13 protein-coding genes are annotated in these 14917 nt (G+C 71.5%); 6 read left to right on the forward strand and 7 right to left on the reverse strand.

Translation table 11 applies throughout. The features are described from left to right. Window positions 1-10 precede the first annotated feature (10 nt). A complete protein-coding gene (locus ACM9LD_RS01225; RefSeq protein ID WP_462933945.1) occupies window positions 11-916 on the forward strand; it encodes a DUF817 family protein in 906 nt (301 codons plus the stop codon). On the opposite strand, the gene ACM9LD_RS01230 is transcribed toward ACM9LD_RS01225, so the two are convergent. Both ACM9LD_RS01230 and ACM9LD_RS01235 read right to left on the reverse strand, forming a co-directional pair. After that, on the reverse strand, window positions 862-1089 hold the full coding sequence (locus tag ACM9LD_RS01230; protein WP_415674988.1) for a DUF3107 domain-containing protein: 228 nt from the start codon (window positions 1087-1089) through the stop codon (window positions 862-864). The genes ACM9LD_RS01225 and ACM9LD_RS01230 overlap by 55 nt on opposite strands. A gap of 65 nt (window positions 1090-1154) precedes the next feature. After that, complete coding sequence (locus tag ACM9LD_RS01235) at window positions 1155-1826, reverse strand: ferritin-like fold-containing protein (RefSeq protein WP_415674989.1); 672 nt, start codon at window positions 1824-1826, stop codon at window positions 1155-1157. A 204-nt stretch (window positions 1827-2030) separates the two neighbouring features. Here ACM9LD_RS01235 and ACM9LD_RS01240 point away from each other — a divergent pair, with 204 nt between their 5' ends. After that, entirely contained in the window at window positions 2031-3650 is a 1620-nt protein-coding gene (locus ACM9LD_RS01240; protein ID WP_415674990.1) for a DEAD/DEAH box helicase, read from the forward strand. Window positions 3651-3723: 73 nt separating this feature from the next. Then, window positions 3724-4887, forward strand: a complete 1164-nt coding sequence (locus ACM9LD_RS01245) for a DUF418 domain-containing protein (RefSeq protein ID WP_415674991.1) — start codon at window positions 3724-3726, stop codon at window positions 4885-4887. Between the two features lie 66 nt (window positions 4888-4953). Here ACM9LD_RS01245 and ACM9LD_RS01250 read toward each other — a convergent pair whose 3' ends face one another. From ACM9LD_RS01250 to ACM9LD_RS01265, 4 genes are all read right to left on the reverse strand, one after another. After that, complete coding sequence (locus tag ACM9LD_RS01250) at window positions 4954-6798, reverse strand: phospholipase C (protein WP_415674992.1); 1845 nt, start codon at window positions 6796-6798, stop codon at window positions 4954-4956. Then, window positions 6795-7934 (reverse strand): Dyp-type peroxidase, encoded by a 1140-nt coding sequence (locus ACM9LD_RS01255; protein ID WP_415674993.1) that lies wholly within the window; start codon window positions 7932-7934, stop codon window positions 6795-6797. Before ACM9LD_RS01255 ends, ACM9LD_RS01250 begins: the two co-directional genes overlap by 4 nt. Beyond that, window positions 7931-9085, reverse strand: coding sequence for an imelysin family protein (locus ACM9LD_RS01260; protein WP_415674994.1), 1155 nt, complete (start codon window positions 9083-9085; stop codon window positions 7931-7933). Before ACM9LD_RS01260 ends, ACM9LD_RS01255 begins: the two co-directional genes overlap by 4 nt. Window positions 9086-9223: 138 nt before the next feature. Beyond that, window positions 9224-9895, reverse strand: coding sequence for a TetR/AcrR family transcriptional regulator (locus tag ACM9LD_RS01265; protein ID WP_415674995.1), 672 nt, complete (start codon window positions 9893-9895; stop codon window positions 9224-9226). Between the two features lie 103 nt (window positions 9896-9998). Between ACM9LD_RS01265 and ACM9LD_RS01270 the strand changes: the two genes are divergently transcribed. From ACM9LD_RS01270 to moeZ, 3 genes are all read left to right on the forward strand, one after another. Then, the gene (locus ACM9LD_RS01270; protein ID WP_415674996.1) at window positions 9999-10982 is read left to right on the forward strand and encodes an alpha/beta fold hydrolase; all 984 of its coding nucleotides are present in this window, start codon (window positions 9999-10001) and stop codon (window positions 10980-10982) included. Between the two features lie 60 nt (window positions 10983-11042). Continuing rightward, window positions 11043-12056 (forward strand): DUF3152 domain-containing protein, encoded by a 1014-nt coding sequence (locus tag ACM9LD_RS01275; RefSeq protein WP_415674997.1) that lies wholly within the window; start codon window positions 11043-11045, stop codon window positions 12054-12056. A gap of 95 nt (window positions 12057-12151) precedes the next feature. Further along, window positions 12152-13333 (forward strand): adenylyltransferase/sulfurtransferase MoeZ, encoded by a 1182-nt coding sequence (gene moeZ / locus ACM9LD_RS01280; protein ID WP_224647954.1) that lies wholly within the window; start codon window positions 12152-12154, stop codon window positions 13331-13333. Here the strand turns inward: moeZ and ACM9LD_RS01285 are convergent, their stop codons facing one another. Further along, window positions 13334-14860, reverse strand: coding sequence for an acyl-CoA synthetase (locus tag ACM9LD_RS01285; RefSeq protein WP_415674998.1), 1527 nt, complete (start codon window positions 14858-14860; stop codon window positions 13334-13336). Window positions 14861-14917 lie beyond the last annotated feature (57 nt).

Genomic DNA, 14917 nt, shown 5'->3' on the forward strand with positions numbered 1-14917 from the left:
TACTCGGGGCATGTCGACGGCGCGCCTCCCGCTGACCCGCGCGCAGGGCTTCGTGGGGCAGCTGCTGCGGTTCGCGTGGATCGAGCTGCAGTGCTGTGCGTTCGCGATCGCCGTCTTCGTGGGGCTGGCCGGGGCGGCGCTGATCTGGTCGCGCTGGGACCCGCCGCTCGCGCGCTACGACGCGCTGCTGCTCTACGTGATCGCGGTGCAGGCGCTGTTCGTCGCCACGAAGCGGGAGTCGTGGCGCGAGCTGGGGGTGGTGTGCGCGTTCCACCTGGCGGGCTTCGCCCTCGAGGTGTTCAAGGTCGCGGTCGGGTCCTGGGCGTACCCCGATGCCGCGCTGACGAAGATCGCGGGCGTGCCGCTCTACGCGGGATTCATGTACGCCGCGGTGGGCTCGTACGTCTGCCAGGCCTTCCGGCGGTTCGACCTGACGGTGAGCCGCTACCGGACCGGGGCGGTGCTCGTACTCGCGCTGGCCGCGTACGCCAACTTCTTCACTCACCACTACCTGCCCGACCTGCGGGTCGTCATCGCGTTGGGCTTCCTGGTGGTCACCGCGCGCAGCCGGGTGTGGTTCACAGTGGGCGCAGCGCTATTGGATGCCGCTGCCGCTGTCGTTCGTGCTGATCGGATTCTTCCTCTGGGTCGCCGAGAACCTGGCGACCTTCCTCGGCGCGTGGCGCTACCCGGACCAGGGCGACGCGTGGCGGATGGTGCACGCGGGGAAGTTCGGATCGTGGGTGCTGCTGGTGAGTCTGAGCTTCGTGCTGGTATCGCTGCTCGACCGCCGCGCGGCCGCGGGGACGACGGTCCCGGGGGCCGCGGCGGCGGAGCGAGCAGCGCCGTGACGGGGCTGTGTCAGCTGGCGTTGAAGCCGACGGAGCGGCTCTCGGCCGTGCCGACCTCGACGTAGGAGACGCGGGCGGCGGGCACCAGATACTGCTTGCCCTTCTCGTCCGTCAGCTCCAGCAGGTCCGTGCGGCCCGCCAGCGCGTCGGCGACGGCCTTCTTCACGTCCTCGGACGAGTCCTTGCTCTGCACCACGAGTTCGCGGTTCGAGTCCGCGATACCGATCTTGATCTCCATGGCACGAGGTTATCCGCAGCGGCCGCCGCCGCGCGGGCCGAGGCCGCCGATTCTGCTGAGGGCAGTCAGCCGAGCCCCAGCGTCGCCATCCGCTCGGCGTGCCGGGTCTGCAGCGATTCGAAGAACTGTGCCACGCCGGGCAGGTCACCCGAGTGCTCGAAGAGCAGCGCGGCCAGCTCGTCGCGCGTCGCGAGCACCTCCTGCGCCTGCGTGATGGCCTCCGAGAGCAGCCGCCGGCCCCACAGCGTGAGCGGGGAGCGCAGCGCCGGGTTCGCTGTCACCGCGGCGCGCACCCGCTCGACGGCGAAGTCGGACTCGCGGGTGTCGGAAAGCACCGCTGCGACCACCGCGGCCGGTTCGGCCGGGAGCGCGCGGGCGACCTCGGAGTAGAAGTCGGCGGCGAGCCCGTCGCCGATGTAGGCCTTGACCAGCGACTCGTTCCAGTTCCGGGGTGCCGTCCGCTCGTGGTAGCGGGTGATCACCGGCACGAAGGGCGCGGTCGCCGTCGCCACGTCCTGCCCGCGGCGATCGAGCTCGGTCTCCAGCAGCTCGAAGTTGCGCATCTGCGCCGCGGCCATCGACGAGACGGCGATCCGGCCGCCGAGGTCCGGCGCCATCTCGGCTTCCTTGGCGAGCCGCTCGAAGGCGGCGAGTTCGCCGTACGCCAGTACCGCGAACAGGGCCGCGACGCCCGGGTGCTCGGCGGTGATTCCCCGGTCCTGCGACTGTTCGCTCATGGTGCACATGCTAGTGCGGGCCGCTCCGCGGGGTACGATGGTCCGCAGCGATCGACTTCGATCGCCGGTAGTTGTGCGCGCACTCCGCCCCACCGCCTGATGGCGCGGGCGTCGAGGCGACGATGACGGTCCGAGAAACGGGCCGGGGATTCATTGGCCGGAACAGTGCGCGCGTGAGAAATGAACGCGACGCATTCGCCGCCGATGAAAGGCAGAACCATCACCACCGCGAACAACGACATCCACACCGAGCCCGCCACCGAAGAGGGCATGCCCGACGTCCACGTGATCGGCGACGACCACGTCTCGCCCAGTTTCGCCGAGCTCGGCGTCGACCAGGGCATCGTCGACGCCCTCGGCAAGCGCGGCATCGAGCGCACCTTCGCCATCCAGGAGCTGACCCTCCCGCTCGCGCTCGCCGGCAACGACCTCATCGGCCAGGCCCGCACGGGCATGGGCAAGACCTACGGCTTCGGCGTCCCGCTGCTCAACCGCCTGATCACCCAGGCCCGCGCCGACGTCGGCGAGGACGGCCTCCGCGCGCTCGACGGCACCCCGCGCGCGCTCATCATCGTGCCCACCCGCGAGCTGTGCGTGCAGGTCACCGACGACCTCGAGCAGGCCTCCGACGGCGTCCGCGTCCAGACCACGAAGGGCGAGCGCGACCTGCGGATCACCTCCATCTACGGCGGCCGCCCCTACGAGGCGCAGATCGAAGCGCTGCAGAAGGGCGTCGACGTGGTCGTCGGCACCCCCGGCCGCCTCCTCGACCTGGCCAAGCAGGGCCACCTCGTGCTCGGCAAGATCCAGATCCTGGTGCTCGACGAGGCCGACGAGATGCTCGACCTGGGCTTCCTGCCCGACATCGAGCGCATCCTCACGATGGTCCCCACCGACCGGCAGACGATGCTCTTCTCGGCCACCATGCCCGGCCCGATCATCACGCTGGCCCGCACCTTCCTCCAGCAGCCCACGCACGTCCGGGCCGAGCACCATGACGACTCCGCGGTGCACGAGCGCACCACGCAGTACGTCTACCGCGCCCACGCCCTCGACAAGGTCGAGCTCGTCGCGAAGGTGCTGCAGGCCGAGGGCCGCGGCGCGACGATGATCTTCACCCGCACCAAGCGCACCGCGCAGAAGGTGGCGGACGAGTTGGCAGAGCGCGGCTTCAAGGTCGGCGCCGTGCACGGCGACCTGGGCCAGGTCGCGCGCGAGAAGGCGCTCGGCAAGTTCCGCGACGGCTCGATCGACGTACTGGTCGCGACCGACGTGGCCGCCCGCGGCATCGACATCGACGACGTCACGCACGTCATCAACTTCCAGTGCCCCGAGGACGACAAGACCTACGTGCACCGCATCGGCCGCACCGGCCGCGCGGGCAAGACCGGCACCGCCGTCACCCTCGTCGACTGGGACGAGCTGCACCGCTGGCAGCTGATCGACAAGGCGCTCGGCCTCGGGCAGCCCGAGCCCGTCGAGACCTACAGCTCCAGCGAGCACCTGTTCACCGACCTCGGCATCGACCCCAAGGTCAAGGGCAGCCTGCCCGGCGTGCGCAAGCGCGCCGAGGGCGAGGTCGTCGAGCGCAAGCCGCGCGAGAAGCGCGAGAGCACCCGCACCCGGTCGCGCACGCGTACCCGCGGCGGCCGGAAGGCCGACGGTGCGCCCGCCGAGGCGAAGCCCGCCACCGCCGCGCCGGAGTCGCAGGCCCCGTCGGACGGCGCAGCCGAGGGCGACGCCCCGGTCCGCAAGCGTCGCCGTCGTCGCCGTTCCGGCGCCGCCAAGGCGGAGGGCGCCGTGGCGGAGACCTCCGCCGAGTAGTCCCCCGAACGACGGACCCCGCTCCCGCCGGATGGCGGTCGCGGGGTCCTCGTGCGTTCGGGAGGGTGAGGGCATGACCTCGACTCCCGCCCCGGCCGGCACCACCGGCACCCCGGCGCCCACGACGCGCCGCATCGCCGCCCTCGACACGGCCCGCGGCATCGCGATCCTCGGCACGTTCGGTACGAACGTGTGGATCTTCACCGAGCCCCACGGCATGGTGGGCTACCTGGACAGCGTCGGCGCGGAGTCGCTGCCGATCCGGGTGCTCCAGACCCTCGCGCAGGGCAAGTTCCTCGGGCTGCTGAGCCTGATGTTCGGCGTGGGCCTCGCGATCCAACAGGCCTCCGCGGCGCGGCACGACCGCCCGTGGCCGGGCCGGTACTGGCGCCGGGCGCTGGTGCTCTTCCTCGACGGGCTGGTGCACTTCGTGCTCGTCGCCGAGTTCGACGTGCTCATGGGCTACGCCCTGGTGTCCTTCGTGGTCTCGGCCATGCTGATCCTGCGGCCGCGCGTGCGGCTGCGCTGGGCGGCCGGCTGCGCCGCGCTGCACCTGTCGGTCGTCTCGCTGGTGTCGGTGGGGATGATGCTGGAGGGTTCCGGCGTGGGCACCGGCCCGGCGGCGGCGCGGGCGAACCCGTACGCCGACGGCTCGTTCTGGGACCTGGTGCTCTTCCGCGTGGACCACGCGCTGCTCTTCCGCGCCGAGACGATCTTCATGATCCCGCTGACGATCGCGATGTTCCTCACGGGCGCGGCCCTGTTCCAGGGCGGGCTCTTCGGGCCCGACGGTGCCGGCCTCCGGCGCCGGATGATGTGGATCGGCGGGATCGCGGCGCCGGTCGACCTCGCGATCGGGATCGCCGGTGCGCCATTGGGGCTCGCGGGCCCGGCCGTCTTCGTGGGACGGTACGCGGTGGCCCCGCTGGTGGCGCTGGGCCTGCTGGCGCTGATCGCGGAGTTCTACCAGCGGCGCGCGGTGGGCCGGGTCGGCGCCGCGCTCAGCAACGTGGGGAAGACCGCGCTGAGCTGCTACGTGCTGCAGAACGTGATCGCCTCGGTGCTCTGCTACGGCTGGGGCCTCGGGCTCGCCGCGCGGTACGGCGCGGAGCACCGGCTCGCGTTCACGGTGGCGGTGTACGTCGCGGTGATGGCCTGCCTGCTCGCGGTCTCGGCGCTGTGGACGCGGCGGTTCTCCCGCGGGCCGATCGAGATGCTGATGCACCGCGCGGCGTGAGCCGCGGGTGCGGTCGTTCTCCCACGGATACCGCAGGAGAACGACCACACCCGTTCGGCTGCGTGTCTACTCCGTGGTCTTGCGGCTGCGGACCGCCCACACGCCGACGCCGACGAGCACCACGACGACCACGGGCACGGCGACCCACAGCCACGTCGTCGAGGAGCCCTTCGATTCGCCCGCCGCCTCCGTCGTGGTCGGCGAGGCGGGTGCCGAGCTCGGCGAGCCCTTCACCGCGGCGGCCTGGGCGCCTTGCTCGGCGGGCGGTGGCGCATCGACCACGGCGCCCGTGACCTGGTTGAGCCACACCTTGTCGGCGCGCGCGGCACCGAAGTCGAAGAGGCCGTCGAGCTTTCCGGCCCGCTCGTCCGCCGATCCGGCGATCCGGCCCGTGCGCCAGTTGTCCTCGAGGAACCTGGTGATCGACGCCTGTTCGATGGCGTCGTGGTTCACCGTGTTCTTCCGCGCGAACGGCGAGATCAGCAGGAAGGGCTGCCGGGTGCCGGGCCCGCACCGCACCGACTGTCCCGCGAGGGCGGGCGCGGCGGCACCGGCACAGATCGCCCGGTCGAGCTTGGGGTCCTTGCTGCCGGAGAGGATCACCGGCGGCCGGTGGTCGTACCAGCCGTCCGAGTCGTCGTAGGCCAGGATCACGGCGGTCGAGGCCCAGTCCTTGGACTGCTGCAGCCGATTCACGTACGTGGTGACGAAGGTCTGCTCGTCCAGCGGGTCCGAGTAGGCTGCGTGGCCGTCCTGGTACTCGCCGGCCTTGAGGAAGCTGACGGCGGGCAGGTTCCCCGCGCCGAGCGCGGCGTCGAAGTCCGTGAGGTCGTAGTTGTGGTTGGCGGCGCCGCCGTGCCCGATCTCCTGGATGTTCGCGGGGGCGACGTGATGCTCGTTCGCCGTCGACCGGTAGTACGCGAACGGATTGTGGTGCGGGCTGTAGTCGACCGACGCATTGCCGGCGACGTTCTTGTGCGTCGTGTTGCACAGCGCGCGCTGCGAGCCGGACGCCGCGGTGGACGGGCGGAAGCCACCCTGGAACCACCCCCACGTCACCGACTTCTCGTTGAGGAGATCGCCGATGTTCTTGCCCTGCATCGACGCGAGCGGGTCCTTGCCCGTGCGGTTCTTGTTCGAGCAGTCGTCGAAGAGAGGGTCGGGATCCTCGTAGATCGTGCCCACGCCGTCGGCACCGGGGGCGCCGACGGTGTACTTGTCCGGCGTCGCGGTCTTCGCCCCCGTCGCCGCGTCGTGGGACTGCACGCCGTAGGTCTGACCCGAGACGAGGTTGATCGCCCCGGGTGTCGAGGGGCCGAACTGCGTCGACCAGAAGTTGTCGTTCAGCGTGTAGTGCTGGGCGTAGTTCCACAACCCCGTCACTGTGTTGCCGTCGTAGTAGCCCATGACCGAACCGGGGTGCTCGAACATCCCGGGACCGGACGAGGCGCACTTGTCCTTGGTGGTGAACTCGACGAACCTGTCCATCGCGCCGCCGTTGGCGGCCTCCTGCTCCGCGGTGTACTCGTGGTTCTGGTCACAGGTGACGGCCTGGCCGGGAGTGAAGCGGAAGGGCTTGTACGTGTTGGGATTCGCATCACCCGCGAGGCCGGCCTGTGTGAAGGTCGCGACGTCGGTGGGCGTGCCGGGCGCCGCGGTGAACCGCGGGGCATCGAGTCCCGATCCCTGGAGCTTCTCGCCCGCCGTGTTCGCGGCCACCGGGTAGGTGCCGAAGTAGTGGTCGAAGGAGACGTTCTCGTTGAAGATCACCACCACGTGCTTGATCGGGGTGGCGGTGTCGCCGGGATCGGCGAGGGCGGACGGTACGCCGAACGCTCCGGCGGTGATCGCCGTCGCGGCCGCGACGGCGAGGGCTGCGGCGCGGGTCGGTAGCGGGCTGAAGGATTTCACAGTATGCCTCCTGTCGTGGAGCAGTCCGTCCCCGCGTCGCGGGGCGGAAGATAGAAGTAGCCGCCGCCGAACGGGGCGATGTAGTCGGTGAGCGGCTCGCCGCTCAGCCGCTCCTGGATCGCCTCGAACTGGGCGACGACGTCGCGCTGGAGGCAGGTGAAGACCAGCCCGAGGTCGAGGTTCCCGTTCATGTCGAGGCCGCCCGCGTAGTTGTACGCGCGCCGGAAGATGCGCGAGCCCTCGGTGTCGGGGGTGCGCGGGTTCGCGAGCCGGATGTGGCTGGTCAGTGGGATGACGTCGCCGCCGGGGTCCTCGGCGTACTGCGGCACGTCGGTCTCGGAGCTGCCGTCGAGCGGGGCGCCGCTCCCGCGGTCGCGGCCGAAGATGTTCTCCTGTTCGGCGAGCGAGATCCGGTCCCAGAACTCCGTGAGCATCCGGATCAGGCGGACGACGAGGAAGGTGCCGCCGCGGGTCCAGGGCTGGGCGGGATCGTCGAGCAGGACCAGCCGGTCGAACTCCTCGGGAAGAACGTTCGACGTACCGTCCTTGAACCCGAAGTGGTTGCGCGGGGCACCGTCCGGGCGGGGCGCCGGTTGGGAGCCGTCCTGCCGCCACCGGGGGGCGAGGCCGCCGCGCGCGGCTCGGCTGAGGTCGCGGAGCGCGTGCAGCACGGTGTCCTGATCGGCGGCGCGGATCTCCAGCAACAGATCGCCGTGGCACCGGGTGGGATCGAGCCGGTCGTCGTCGAACTCGCGCATGGGGCGGATCCCCGCGGGGCGCCGATCGGTGTGCCAGCGGTCGAAGAAGCTCGCGCCGTACCCGATGTTCACGGTGAGGTCGGCCGCCCCGTCGAGCTCGGGGCCGAGCGTGCCGGAATCGGTGGGCGGCGCGGTGATCGCGGTCGAGACGGGGGTGTGCGGCGCTTTGAGCGCCCTTATCCGCTCGGTCAGCGTGCGCAGCAGCGCGTCGGTCTCGGCGGCGGACGCGCACGTGAGGTCGAACGCCGCGTAGGTTGCGTGGCGCTGCTCGCGCGGGGCGGGCGGGGGCGCCGCTGCTCCGTCTCGCGTGCACGCCGCGAGGCCCACCAGACCGGCGGCCGCCGTGCCGCCGAGGAAGCCGCGCCGCGAGGCCCTCACTTGGTCCGCCTGACGTCGGCGATCGCGGCGATCGGCGCGAGGAGTTCGACGAGGCCGCCGAAGGCCGTGTTCAGCCGCTGCCGGTCGGCGAGCGGGATCTCGGCGAGCGGGCGGTCGGGGAACCGGGCCGCGAGGTCGGCGCTGACCGCGTCGGCGCGATCGAGCGCGGCCCGGGTCTCGGGGAGCCGCGCGTAGCGCGTCGCGAGTACGGCGCTCAAGGAGTCCAGGACCCGCCGGGTGCCCTCGAGGTTGGCCCGCGCGATGTCGAGCCCGGTGTGGGATCCGGCGTCGTCCGCGCCCGTCAGCGTGAATTCGATGGTGTTCTCGGTGATCTCGTGCGCGCGCAGCCCGATCTGCAGGGGATTCACCGCGAGCGACGGGTAGTCCGCGAGCAGGCCGTCGACGTCCCGGACCAGGCCCTGCGTGAGGGCCGGGGGAACCGCCGCGGACTGTCCCCACAGCGCGGCCTCGATCGCGTGGAAACCGGTGGCGTCCCCAGAGGTGCGGCAGCCGTTGATCTTCCCGTCCCAGTCGCCGAAGGCGTCGTACGCCGCACCGAGCGTCTCGTACAGCCGGTGCGCCGTGCGCCAGGCGGCGCGCTGGGCCTCGATGCCCTGTGCGGCGGCGAGCGCTGCGACGGCGTCGCGGAGCGCGGGCAGGCGGCCGCCCACCCACGTCTGGTAGTCGAGGGTCGCGGGAGTCAGGTCCTGAGTCGAGGTCGGGACCACAGCGGGGCCCCGGGGCGCGTCTCCGGGGACCCGGAAGGACGGACCGGTGACGGCGTCGGTCTCCGCGAAGTAGCACTCGAAGCGGTACTCGCCGGAGCCGATCCCGACGCGCAGGAGGCGGGTGGCTTGCGGCGCGAGCGCGTCCAGCTCGGCGTAGACGGCGCCGTCGGGTCCGGCGAGGGCGAGCTCGAGCGACCGTGTCGAGGTGTTCGTGACGGAGAAGGTCCGGTTTCCGGCGTCGACGGTGCCGTTCGGCGTCGCGCAGCCGTCGAGCTTCGCGGTGAGGGCGATCGCGTCCGGGGGCGACGAGATGCCGGTCGACCGGGTGTCGTGCGGCGTCAGGAGGTACGTTCCGCCGGCCACGGCGACGACCGCGGCGAGGGCGAACGCGGTGGGCGCGACCCACCGTCCCGGAGTTGGCACCCGCTGACGCTAGCCAGTCCGAACCGGGCAAACTCGGACATGATGCTGCGGATATCGAAGGAGTTCACGCAGTGTTCACGGCCGCAAGGGGCGCCCCTGGCCCGGCCTTGACGATGTCGTGAACCGAAGCCCGGGTTACTACTGCGCGCGCCGTTGCGCCTGCAGCGGCACGTGGCTGAGCCCGCCCCAGAGCAGCTCGACGGTGGTCGCCACCGCCTCCTCCTTGGGGATGGGGCGGTCGGCGTAGAGCCAATAGCGGGCGCTCACCTGGCTGGCGCCGACGAGGCCCACGGCGAGCATGCGCGCGCGGTACGGGTCGAGGCCCGAGTCCTCGGAGACCAGGTCGTAGACGGCGTCGATGCACGCGTCGACGGCGCCCTCGACCCGCTCCTGCACGACGGGCTCGAGGACGTCGGATTCGAAGATCAACTTGTAGCCCATGCTGTCGCGGTCGACGAAGTCGAAGAACGACCGGACGGCGCCGATCACGCGCTCGTGGTTGTCGGTGGAGCTGCTCAGCGCCTCGCGGACCCCGGTGACCAGCGCCTCGCTGTGCGCGGCCAGGACGGCGATGTACAGCTCGAGCTTGCCGGGGAAGTGCTGGTAGAGCACCGGCTTGCTGACGCCGGCCCGCACGGCGATCTCGTCCATGCCGGCGGAGTGGTAACCGAGGTCGACGAAGACGCTGCTCGCGGCCTCCAGCAGCTGGATGCGCCGCGCGCTCCGGGGCAGGCGAGCCGTGCGGCGCGGCGCAGGATTCGGCCCGCCGCGGGTATCGCCCGCCGCGGTCGTCGCGCCCAGGTCCGCCATGTGCTCCACCTCATCGTTTCCCAGGGCCGTGAGCGGCCCTGACCCGTCGACAATACTCCCGACCGTCGCGCCGACCCCGGCTTGCTCTGGCAAGCTGCCCGGTGTGTCGGCACTCGCAGAGGTGAATCGGACCAGTGACGTCTGGCCCGGGGAGTTCCTCACCCTCCGCGGGCGACGGGTGTTCGCGCGCCACGTCGACGCGGCCGCGGCGATCACGGCACCGCCGGATCCGCGGCCGACGGCGGTGATGATCCACGGCCTCGGCGGCTCGTCGATCAACTGGACCGATCTGGGGCAGGTGCTGGCCCCGGTCGCCGCGTCCTACGCGCTGGACCTGCCCGGCTTCGGGCTCTCGGACCCTCCGGCCGACGGCGACTACTCCATCGAGGAGTTCGCGCAGACCGTGATCGCCTATCTGGAGACGCTCGTCGCGGTGCGCGGCGGGGGAGTGCACCTGCTCGGCAACTCGCTCGGCGGCGCGATCGCGGTGCGGGTGGCGATGCTCCGCCCCGACCTGCTGCGCTCGTTGACGCTGATCTCTCCGGCGTTCCCGGACCTGCGGCCGCGGGTGCGCCGGCTGCAGTTCCTCCCGCTCTCGCTGGTGCGGCTCCCCGGCGTCGGCCCCGCCGGGTTCCGGCTGATCGCGAGCGCCTACCCGGAGCGGCAGGTGGACCAGACCTTCCGGGAGATCCTCGTCGATCCGCGGGTGATGGGGCCCGTGCGGCGGCAGCAGGCCGTCGACCAGGCCGCGGCCCGCGCGTCGATGACGTGGGCCCCCGACGCGCTCGCGGCGAGCTTCAATGCGCTGGTCCGCAGCTGGATCGTCGATTTCGGCGCGACGCACTGGGCGGCGGCCCGGTCGGTGTCGGTGCCCACCGCGGTGGTCTGGGGCGCGCGGGACCTGCTGGTGAGCGTCGGCGTCGCGCCGAAGGTGGTGCGCCACATCCGGGGTAGCACGCTGACGGTGTTCGAGGACGTGGGCCACGTGGCGCAGATGGAGAAGCCCGCCGAGACCGCGCGGATCGTCGCCGACCTCATCGCCGCCGCCGAACGACGGGGCGTCCCTCCGGCCCGATCGCCGGGCTGACCGGCGTCCGGCGCGTGTCGGTTCCACTCCGGCCGGGCTGATCGTGGAATTGTTGACGACGTGAGTAGTCCTTCGAACCCGAGGCGTCCCCGTCCGGACGGGCGTGCGCCGCTGCGGGCCGAGTGGGACCCCATCAACTCCTCCGCCGCGACGTCGGGCGATCACCGCAACCGCCCGCCGCGCGAGCGGGTCTACGCCAAGCAGGGCCGCCTGGGCCGCCTGCTGCGCACCTACGGCTGGCGCGCCTACGCGGTCCCGGTCCTCGCGGTGCTCACCGTGGTCGCCCTGGTGCTGACCTTCGGTGGCGACACCTTCGGGACCAAGAACACCGCCGAGACCTCGCCGGAGGGGCAGCTCTCCCGCAACCCGACGCCGGGCAAGACCATCGTCGGCGCACCGTCGAAGACGGTGCCGGGCCCCGTGCCCCCGGCCGGCGTGCTGCCCGAGGGCGGGCCGTTCACGGAGAAGGGCCAGGGCATCTGGCACGTCGTCCCCGGCGCCACGCCCCGCATCGGTAAGCGGGACGAGGGCAAGCAGCAGCTCTTCACCTACATGATCGCCGTGGAGGACGGCGTCGACATGGGCGCGCTCGGCGGCGACCAGCCCTTCGCCACGATGATCGACCGCACCCTGGCGGACCCCCGCAGCTGGATCCACGACCCCGCCGTCGCCTTCCAGCGGATCGACAAGGGAACGCCCACCTTCACCATCTCGCTGACCTCGCCGATGACCACCCGCTCGGCCTGCGGCTACACCATCCAGCTGGAGTCGTCCTGCTACAACGGCGAGCTGGGGCGCGTCGTCCTGAACCTGGCCCGCTGGGTGCGCGGCGCCACCGCCTTCGAGGGCGACCTCACCGGCTACCGGCAGTACGCCATCAACCACGAGGTCGGCCACGCCATCGGCTACCCGCAGCACGTCCCGTGCCCCGCGCAGGGCGCGCTCGCGCCGATCATGATGCAGCAGTCCTTCGGCGTGAAGAACCGCGACATCTTCGATCTCGACAAGTCCGAGGGCTTCGGCAACGACCTCGCCTGCCGGCCCAACGCCTGGGTCGCGCCCGTCCTCAAGTGACGGCCCCTCCCGCTCGACGGTGACCGCCCGCCCGGGCGCCACGTGCCCTCGGGAATGGTGGCGGGCGCACCGTCGTTGAGCAGGAGGTGAGCACCCTGCCCCCGCTTGTGGAACCCGCCGCCGAACTGACCCGCGACGAGGTCGCGCGCTACTCGCGGCACCTCATCATCCCCGAGATGGGGGTCACGGGGCAGAAACGCCTCAAGAACGCGAAGGTGCTGGTCATCGGCGCCGGCGGCCTCGGCAGCCCCGCGCTGCTGTACCTCGCCGCCGCGGGCGTCGGCACCATCGGCATCGTCGAGTTCGACGAGGTCGACGAGTCCAACCTGCAGCGCCAGGTGATCCACGGCGTCTCCGACCTGGGCAGGCCGAAGGGCGAGAGCGCGCGCGACTCCATCGCGGAGATCAACCCGCTGGTCACCGTGAACCTGCACCCGATCCGGCTGGAGCCCGAGAACGCGGTCGAGCTCTTCGAGCAGTACGACCTCATCCTCGACGGCACCGACAACTTCGCCACCCGCTACCTCGTCAACGACGCCGCGGTGCTGGCGCACAAGCCCTACGTGTGGGGCTCGATCTTCCGGTTCGAGGGGCAGGCGTCCGTCTTCTGGGAGGACGCGCCCGACGGGCCCAACGGCGAGAAGCAGGGCCTGAACTACCGCGACCTGTACCCCGTGGCGCCCCCGCCCGGCATGGTGCCCTCGTGCGCCGAGGGCGGCGTGCTCGGCATCCTGTGCGCCTCGATCGGCGCGATCATGGGCACCGAGGCGGTCAAGCTGATCACCGGCATCGGCGAGTCCCTGCTCGGACGGCTCATGGTCTACGACGCCCTCGAGATGAGCTACCGCACCCTGTCGATCCGCAAGGACCCCGCCGCCCCGCGCATCACCGGGCTCATCGACTACGACGAGTTCTGCGGCGTGGTCTCCGACGAGGCTGAGCGCGCCGCCGCCGGTAGCACCATCACGCCGAAGGAGCTCGTCGAGATGGGCTCCGCCGGCGTCGATTACGAGCTGGTGGACGTCCGCGAGCCCGTCGAGTGGGAGATCGTGCACCTCGACGGCGCGAAGCTGGTGCCCAAGGGCTCCTTCGAGACTGGCGAGGGCCTCGCGCAGGTCTCCGCCGACAAGAAGCTGGTCCTCTACTGCAAGACCGGCATCCGCTCCGCGGAGGTGCTCGCCGCCGTGCAGGGCGCGGGCTACCGCGACGCCGTGCACCTGCAGGGCGGCATCACCGCCTACGCGAAACAGGTCGATCCGTCGCTGCCGGTCTACTGATCACACCTCGATCAGGCGCTTGACCAGCTTGCCGGTGGGGGTGCGGGGCAGGCTGTCGACGAAGCGGACGGCGCGGGGGAGCTTGTAGCGGGCCAGTTCCCGTCCGGCGTAGTCGATCAGCTCCTGCGCCAGCGCGTCCGACGGCTCCGTGCCCGGCGCGAGCTGCACGCAGGCCAGCGCGGTCTCGCCCAGCTCGTCGTCGGGCACCCCGATCACCGCGACGTCGGCGACGGCGGGGTGCATGATCAGCGCGCTCTCGGACTCCTGCGGGTAGACGTTCACCCCGCCGGTGATGATCATGAAGTCCTTGCGATCGGTGAGGTACAGGTAGCCGTCCTCGTCGAGGTACCCGACATCGCCCGTGGTGGCCCAGTTCTCGTGGTCCGGATGCTGTGCGGCGCGGGTCTTCTCGGGCGCGTTGTGGTAGGCGAACGGCATGGCGTCGCGTTCGAAGTAGATCGTGCCCACCTCGCCGGTGGGGAGCACGGCACCGTCGTCGCCGCAGATACGGGCCACGCCCAGCCCCGCGCGCCCCACGGACCCGGGGCGCTCCAGCGCCTCCTGCGGGCTGATGAAGGTCGCCCCGGCGGCCTCGGTCGAGGCGTAGTACTCGTGGATCACCGGCCCCCACCAGGCGAGCATCGACTGCTTCACCTCGGCCGGGCACGGCGCCGCGGCGTGGATCGCGACCTTGAGGCTGCTCGAGTCGTAGTGCGCCCGCGTGGCCTCCGGGAGCTTGAGCATCCGCACGAACATGGTGGGCACCCACTGGCTGTGGGTCACGCGATACTTCTCGATGAGCGCGAGCGCCTCCTCCGGATCGAAGCGGTGCATCATGATCACCGTCCCGCCGACCGACATCGTCACGCCGCAGAAGCGCAGCGGCGCAGCGTGGTACAGCGGCGCGGGGGAGAGGTAGACGGTGTCGGCGTCCATGCCGTACATCGGCGCGAAGATCGCGGTGTAGGCGTCCGGGGCCTCGTCCACCTGCCCCTCGGGCAGCGGGATCCGGATGCCCTTCGGGCGGCCCGTGGTGCCGGAGGAGTAGAGCATGTCGGTGCCGCGGGGCTGGTCGGTGAGCGGGGCGGATTCGGCCGCGGCGAGCACCGCGTCGTAGTCCTCGAAGCCCGCGATCGGGCCGCCCCACGCGATCGCGTGTCCCGGCTCGGCGAGGCCGGTCAGCTGCAGCGCCTCCGAGACCGCCTCCGCGACATCGGCGCCCGCGAACAGGGCCTTGGCCTCGCAGTCCCCGAGGATGTAGTTGACCTCGCCGGGCGTGAGGTGGTGGTTCACCGCGGTCACGTACAGGCCGCTGCGGATGGCGGCCGCGTAGGCGGAGAAGGTGCGCAGATCGTTCCCGGCCACGATCGCGACGGTGTCGCCGGGGCGGAGGCCCAGCGCGCGCAGGTGGTGCGCGAGCCGCGTGGACTCCTCGTTCAGGCGGGAATGGCTCAGGATCTCGCCGGTGGCGGCGTCGATCGCTGCGGGCTTGCCGGGGGAGAGCTCTGCGAAGGCTCCTGGGAACATGAGAACCGCCTTTAACTTCGTGGTGGTCTCACGGTAGCGCCGCGGCGGGGTGCCCGA

The organism is Tsukamurella hominis (genome assembly GCF_965137015.1).
Classification (GTDB): domain Bacteria; phylum Actinomycetota; class Actinomycetes; order Mycobacteriales; family Mycobacteriaceae; genus Tsukamurella; species Tsukamurella hominis.

What these genes read in the sequence shown, in the direction of transcription:
- ACM9LD_RS01285 (WP_415674998.1), bottom strand. Translation starts at nt 14,860, where the DNA reads ATGTTCCCAGGAGCCTTCGCAGAGCTCTCCCCCGGCAAGCCCGCAGCG.
- ACM9LD_RS01265 (WP_415674995.1), bottom strand. Translation starts at nt 9,895, where the DNA reads ATGGCGGACCTGGGCGCGACGACCGCGGCGGGCGATACCCGCGGCGGG.
- ACM9LD_RS01225 (WP_462933945.1), top strand. Translation starts at nt 11, where the DNA reads ATGTCGACGGCGCGCCTCCCGCTGACCCGCGCGCAGGGCTTCGTGGGG.
- ACM9LD_RS01235 (WP_415674989.1), bottom strand. Translation starts at nt 1,826, where the DNA reads ATGAGCGAACAGTCGCAGGACCGGGGAATCACCGCCGAGCACCCGGGC.
- ACM9LD_RS01230 (WP_415674988.1), bottom strand. Translation starts at nt 1,089, where the DNA reads ATGGAGATCAAGATCGGTATCGCGGACTCGAACCGCGAACTCGTGGTG.
- ACM9LD_RS01240 (WP_415674990.1), top strand. Translation starts at nt 2,031, where the DNA reads ATGAAAGGCAGAACCATCACCACCGCGAACAACGACATCCACACCGAG.
- ACM9LD_RS01245 (WP_415674991.1), top strand. Translation starts at nt 3,724, where the DNA reads ATGACCTCGACTCCCGCCCCGGCCGGCACCACCGGCACCCCGGCGCCC.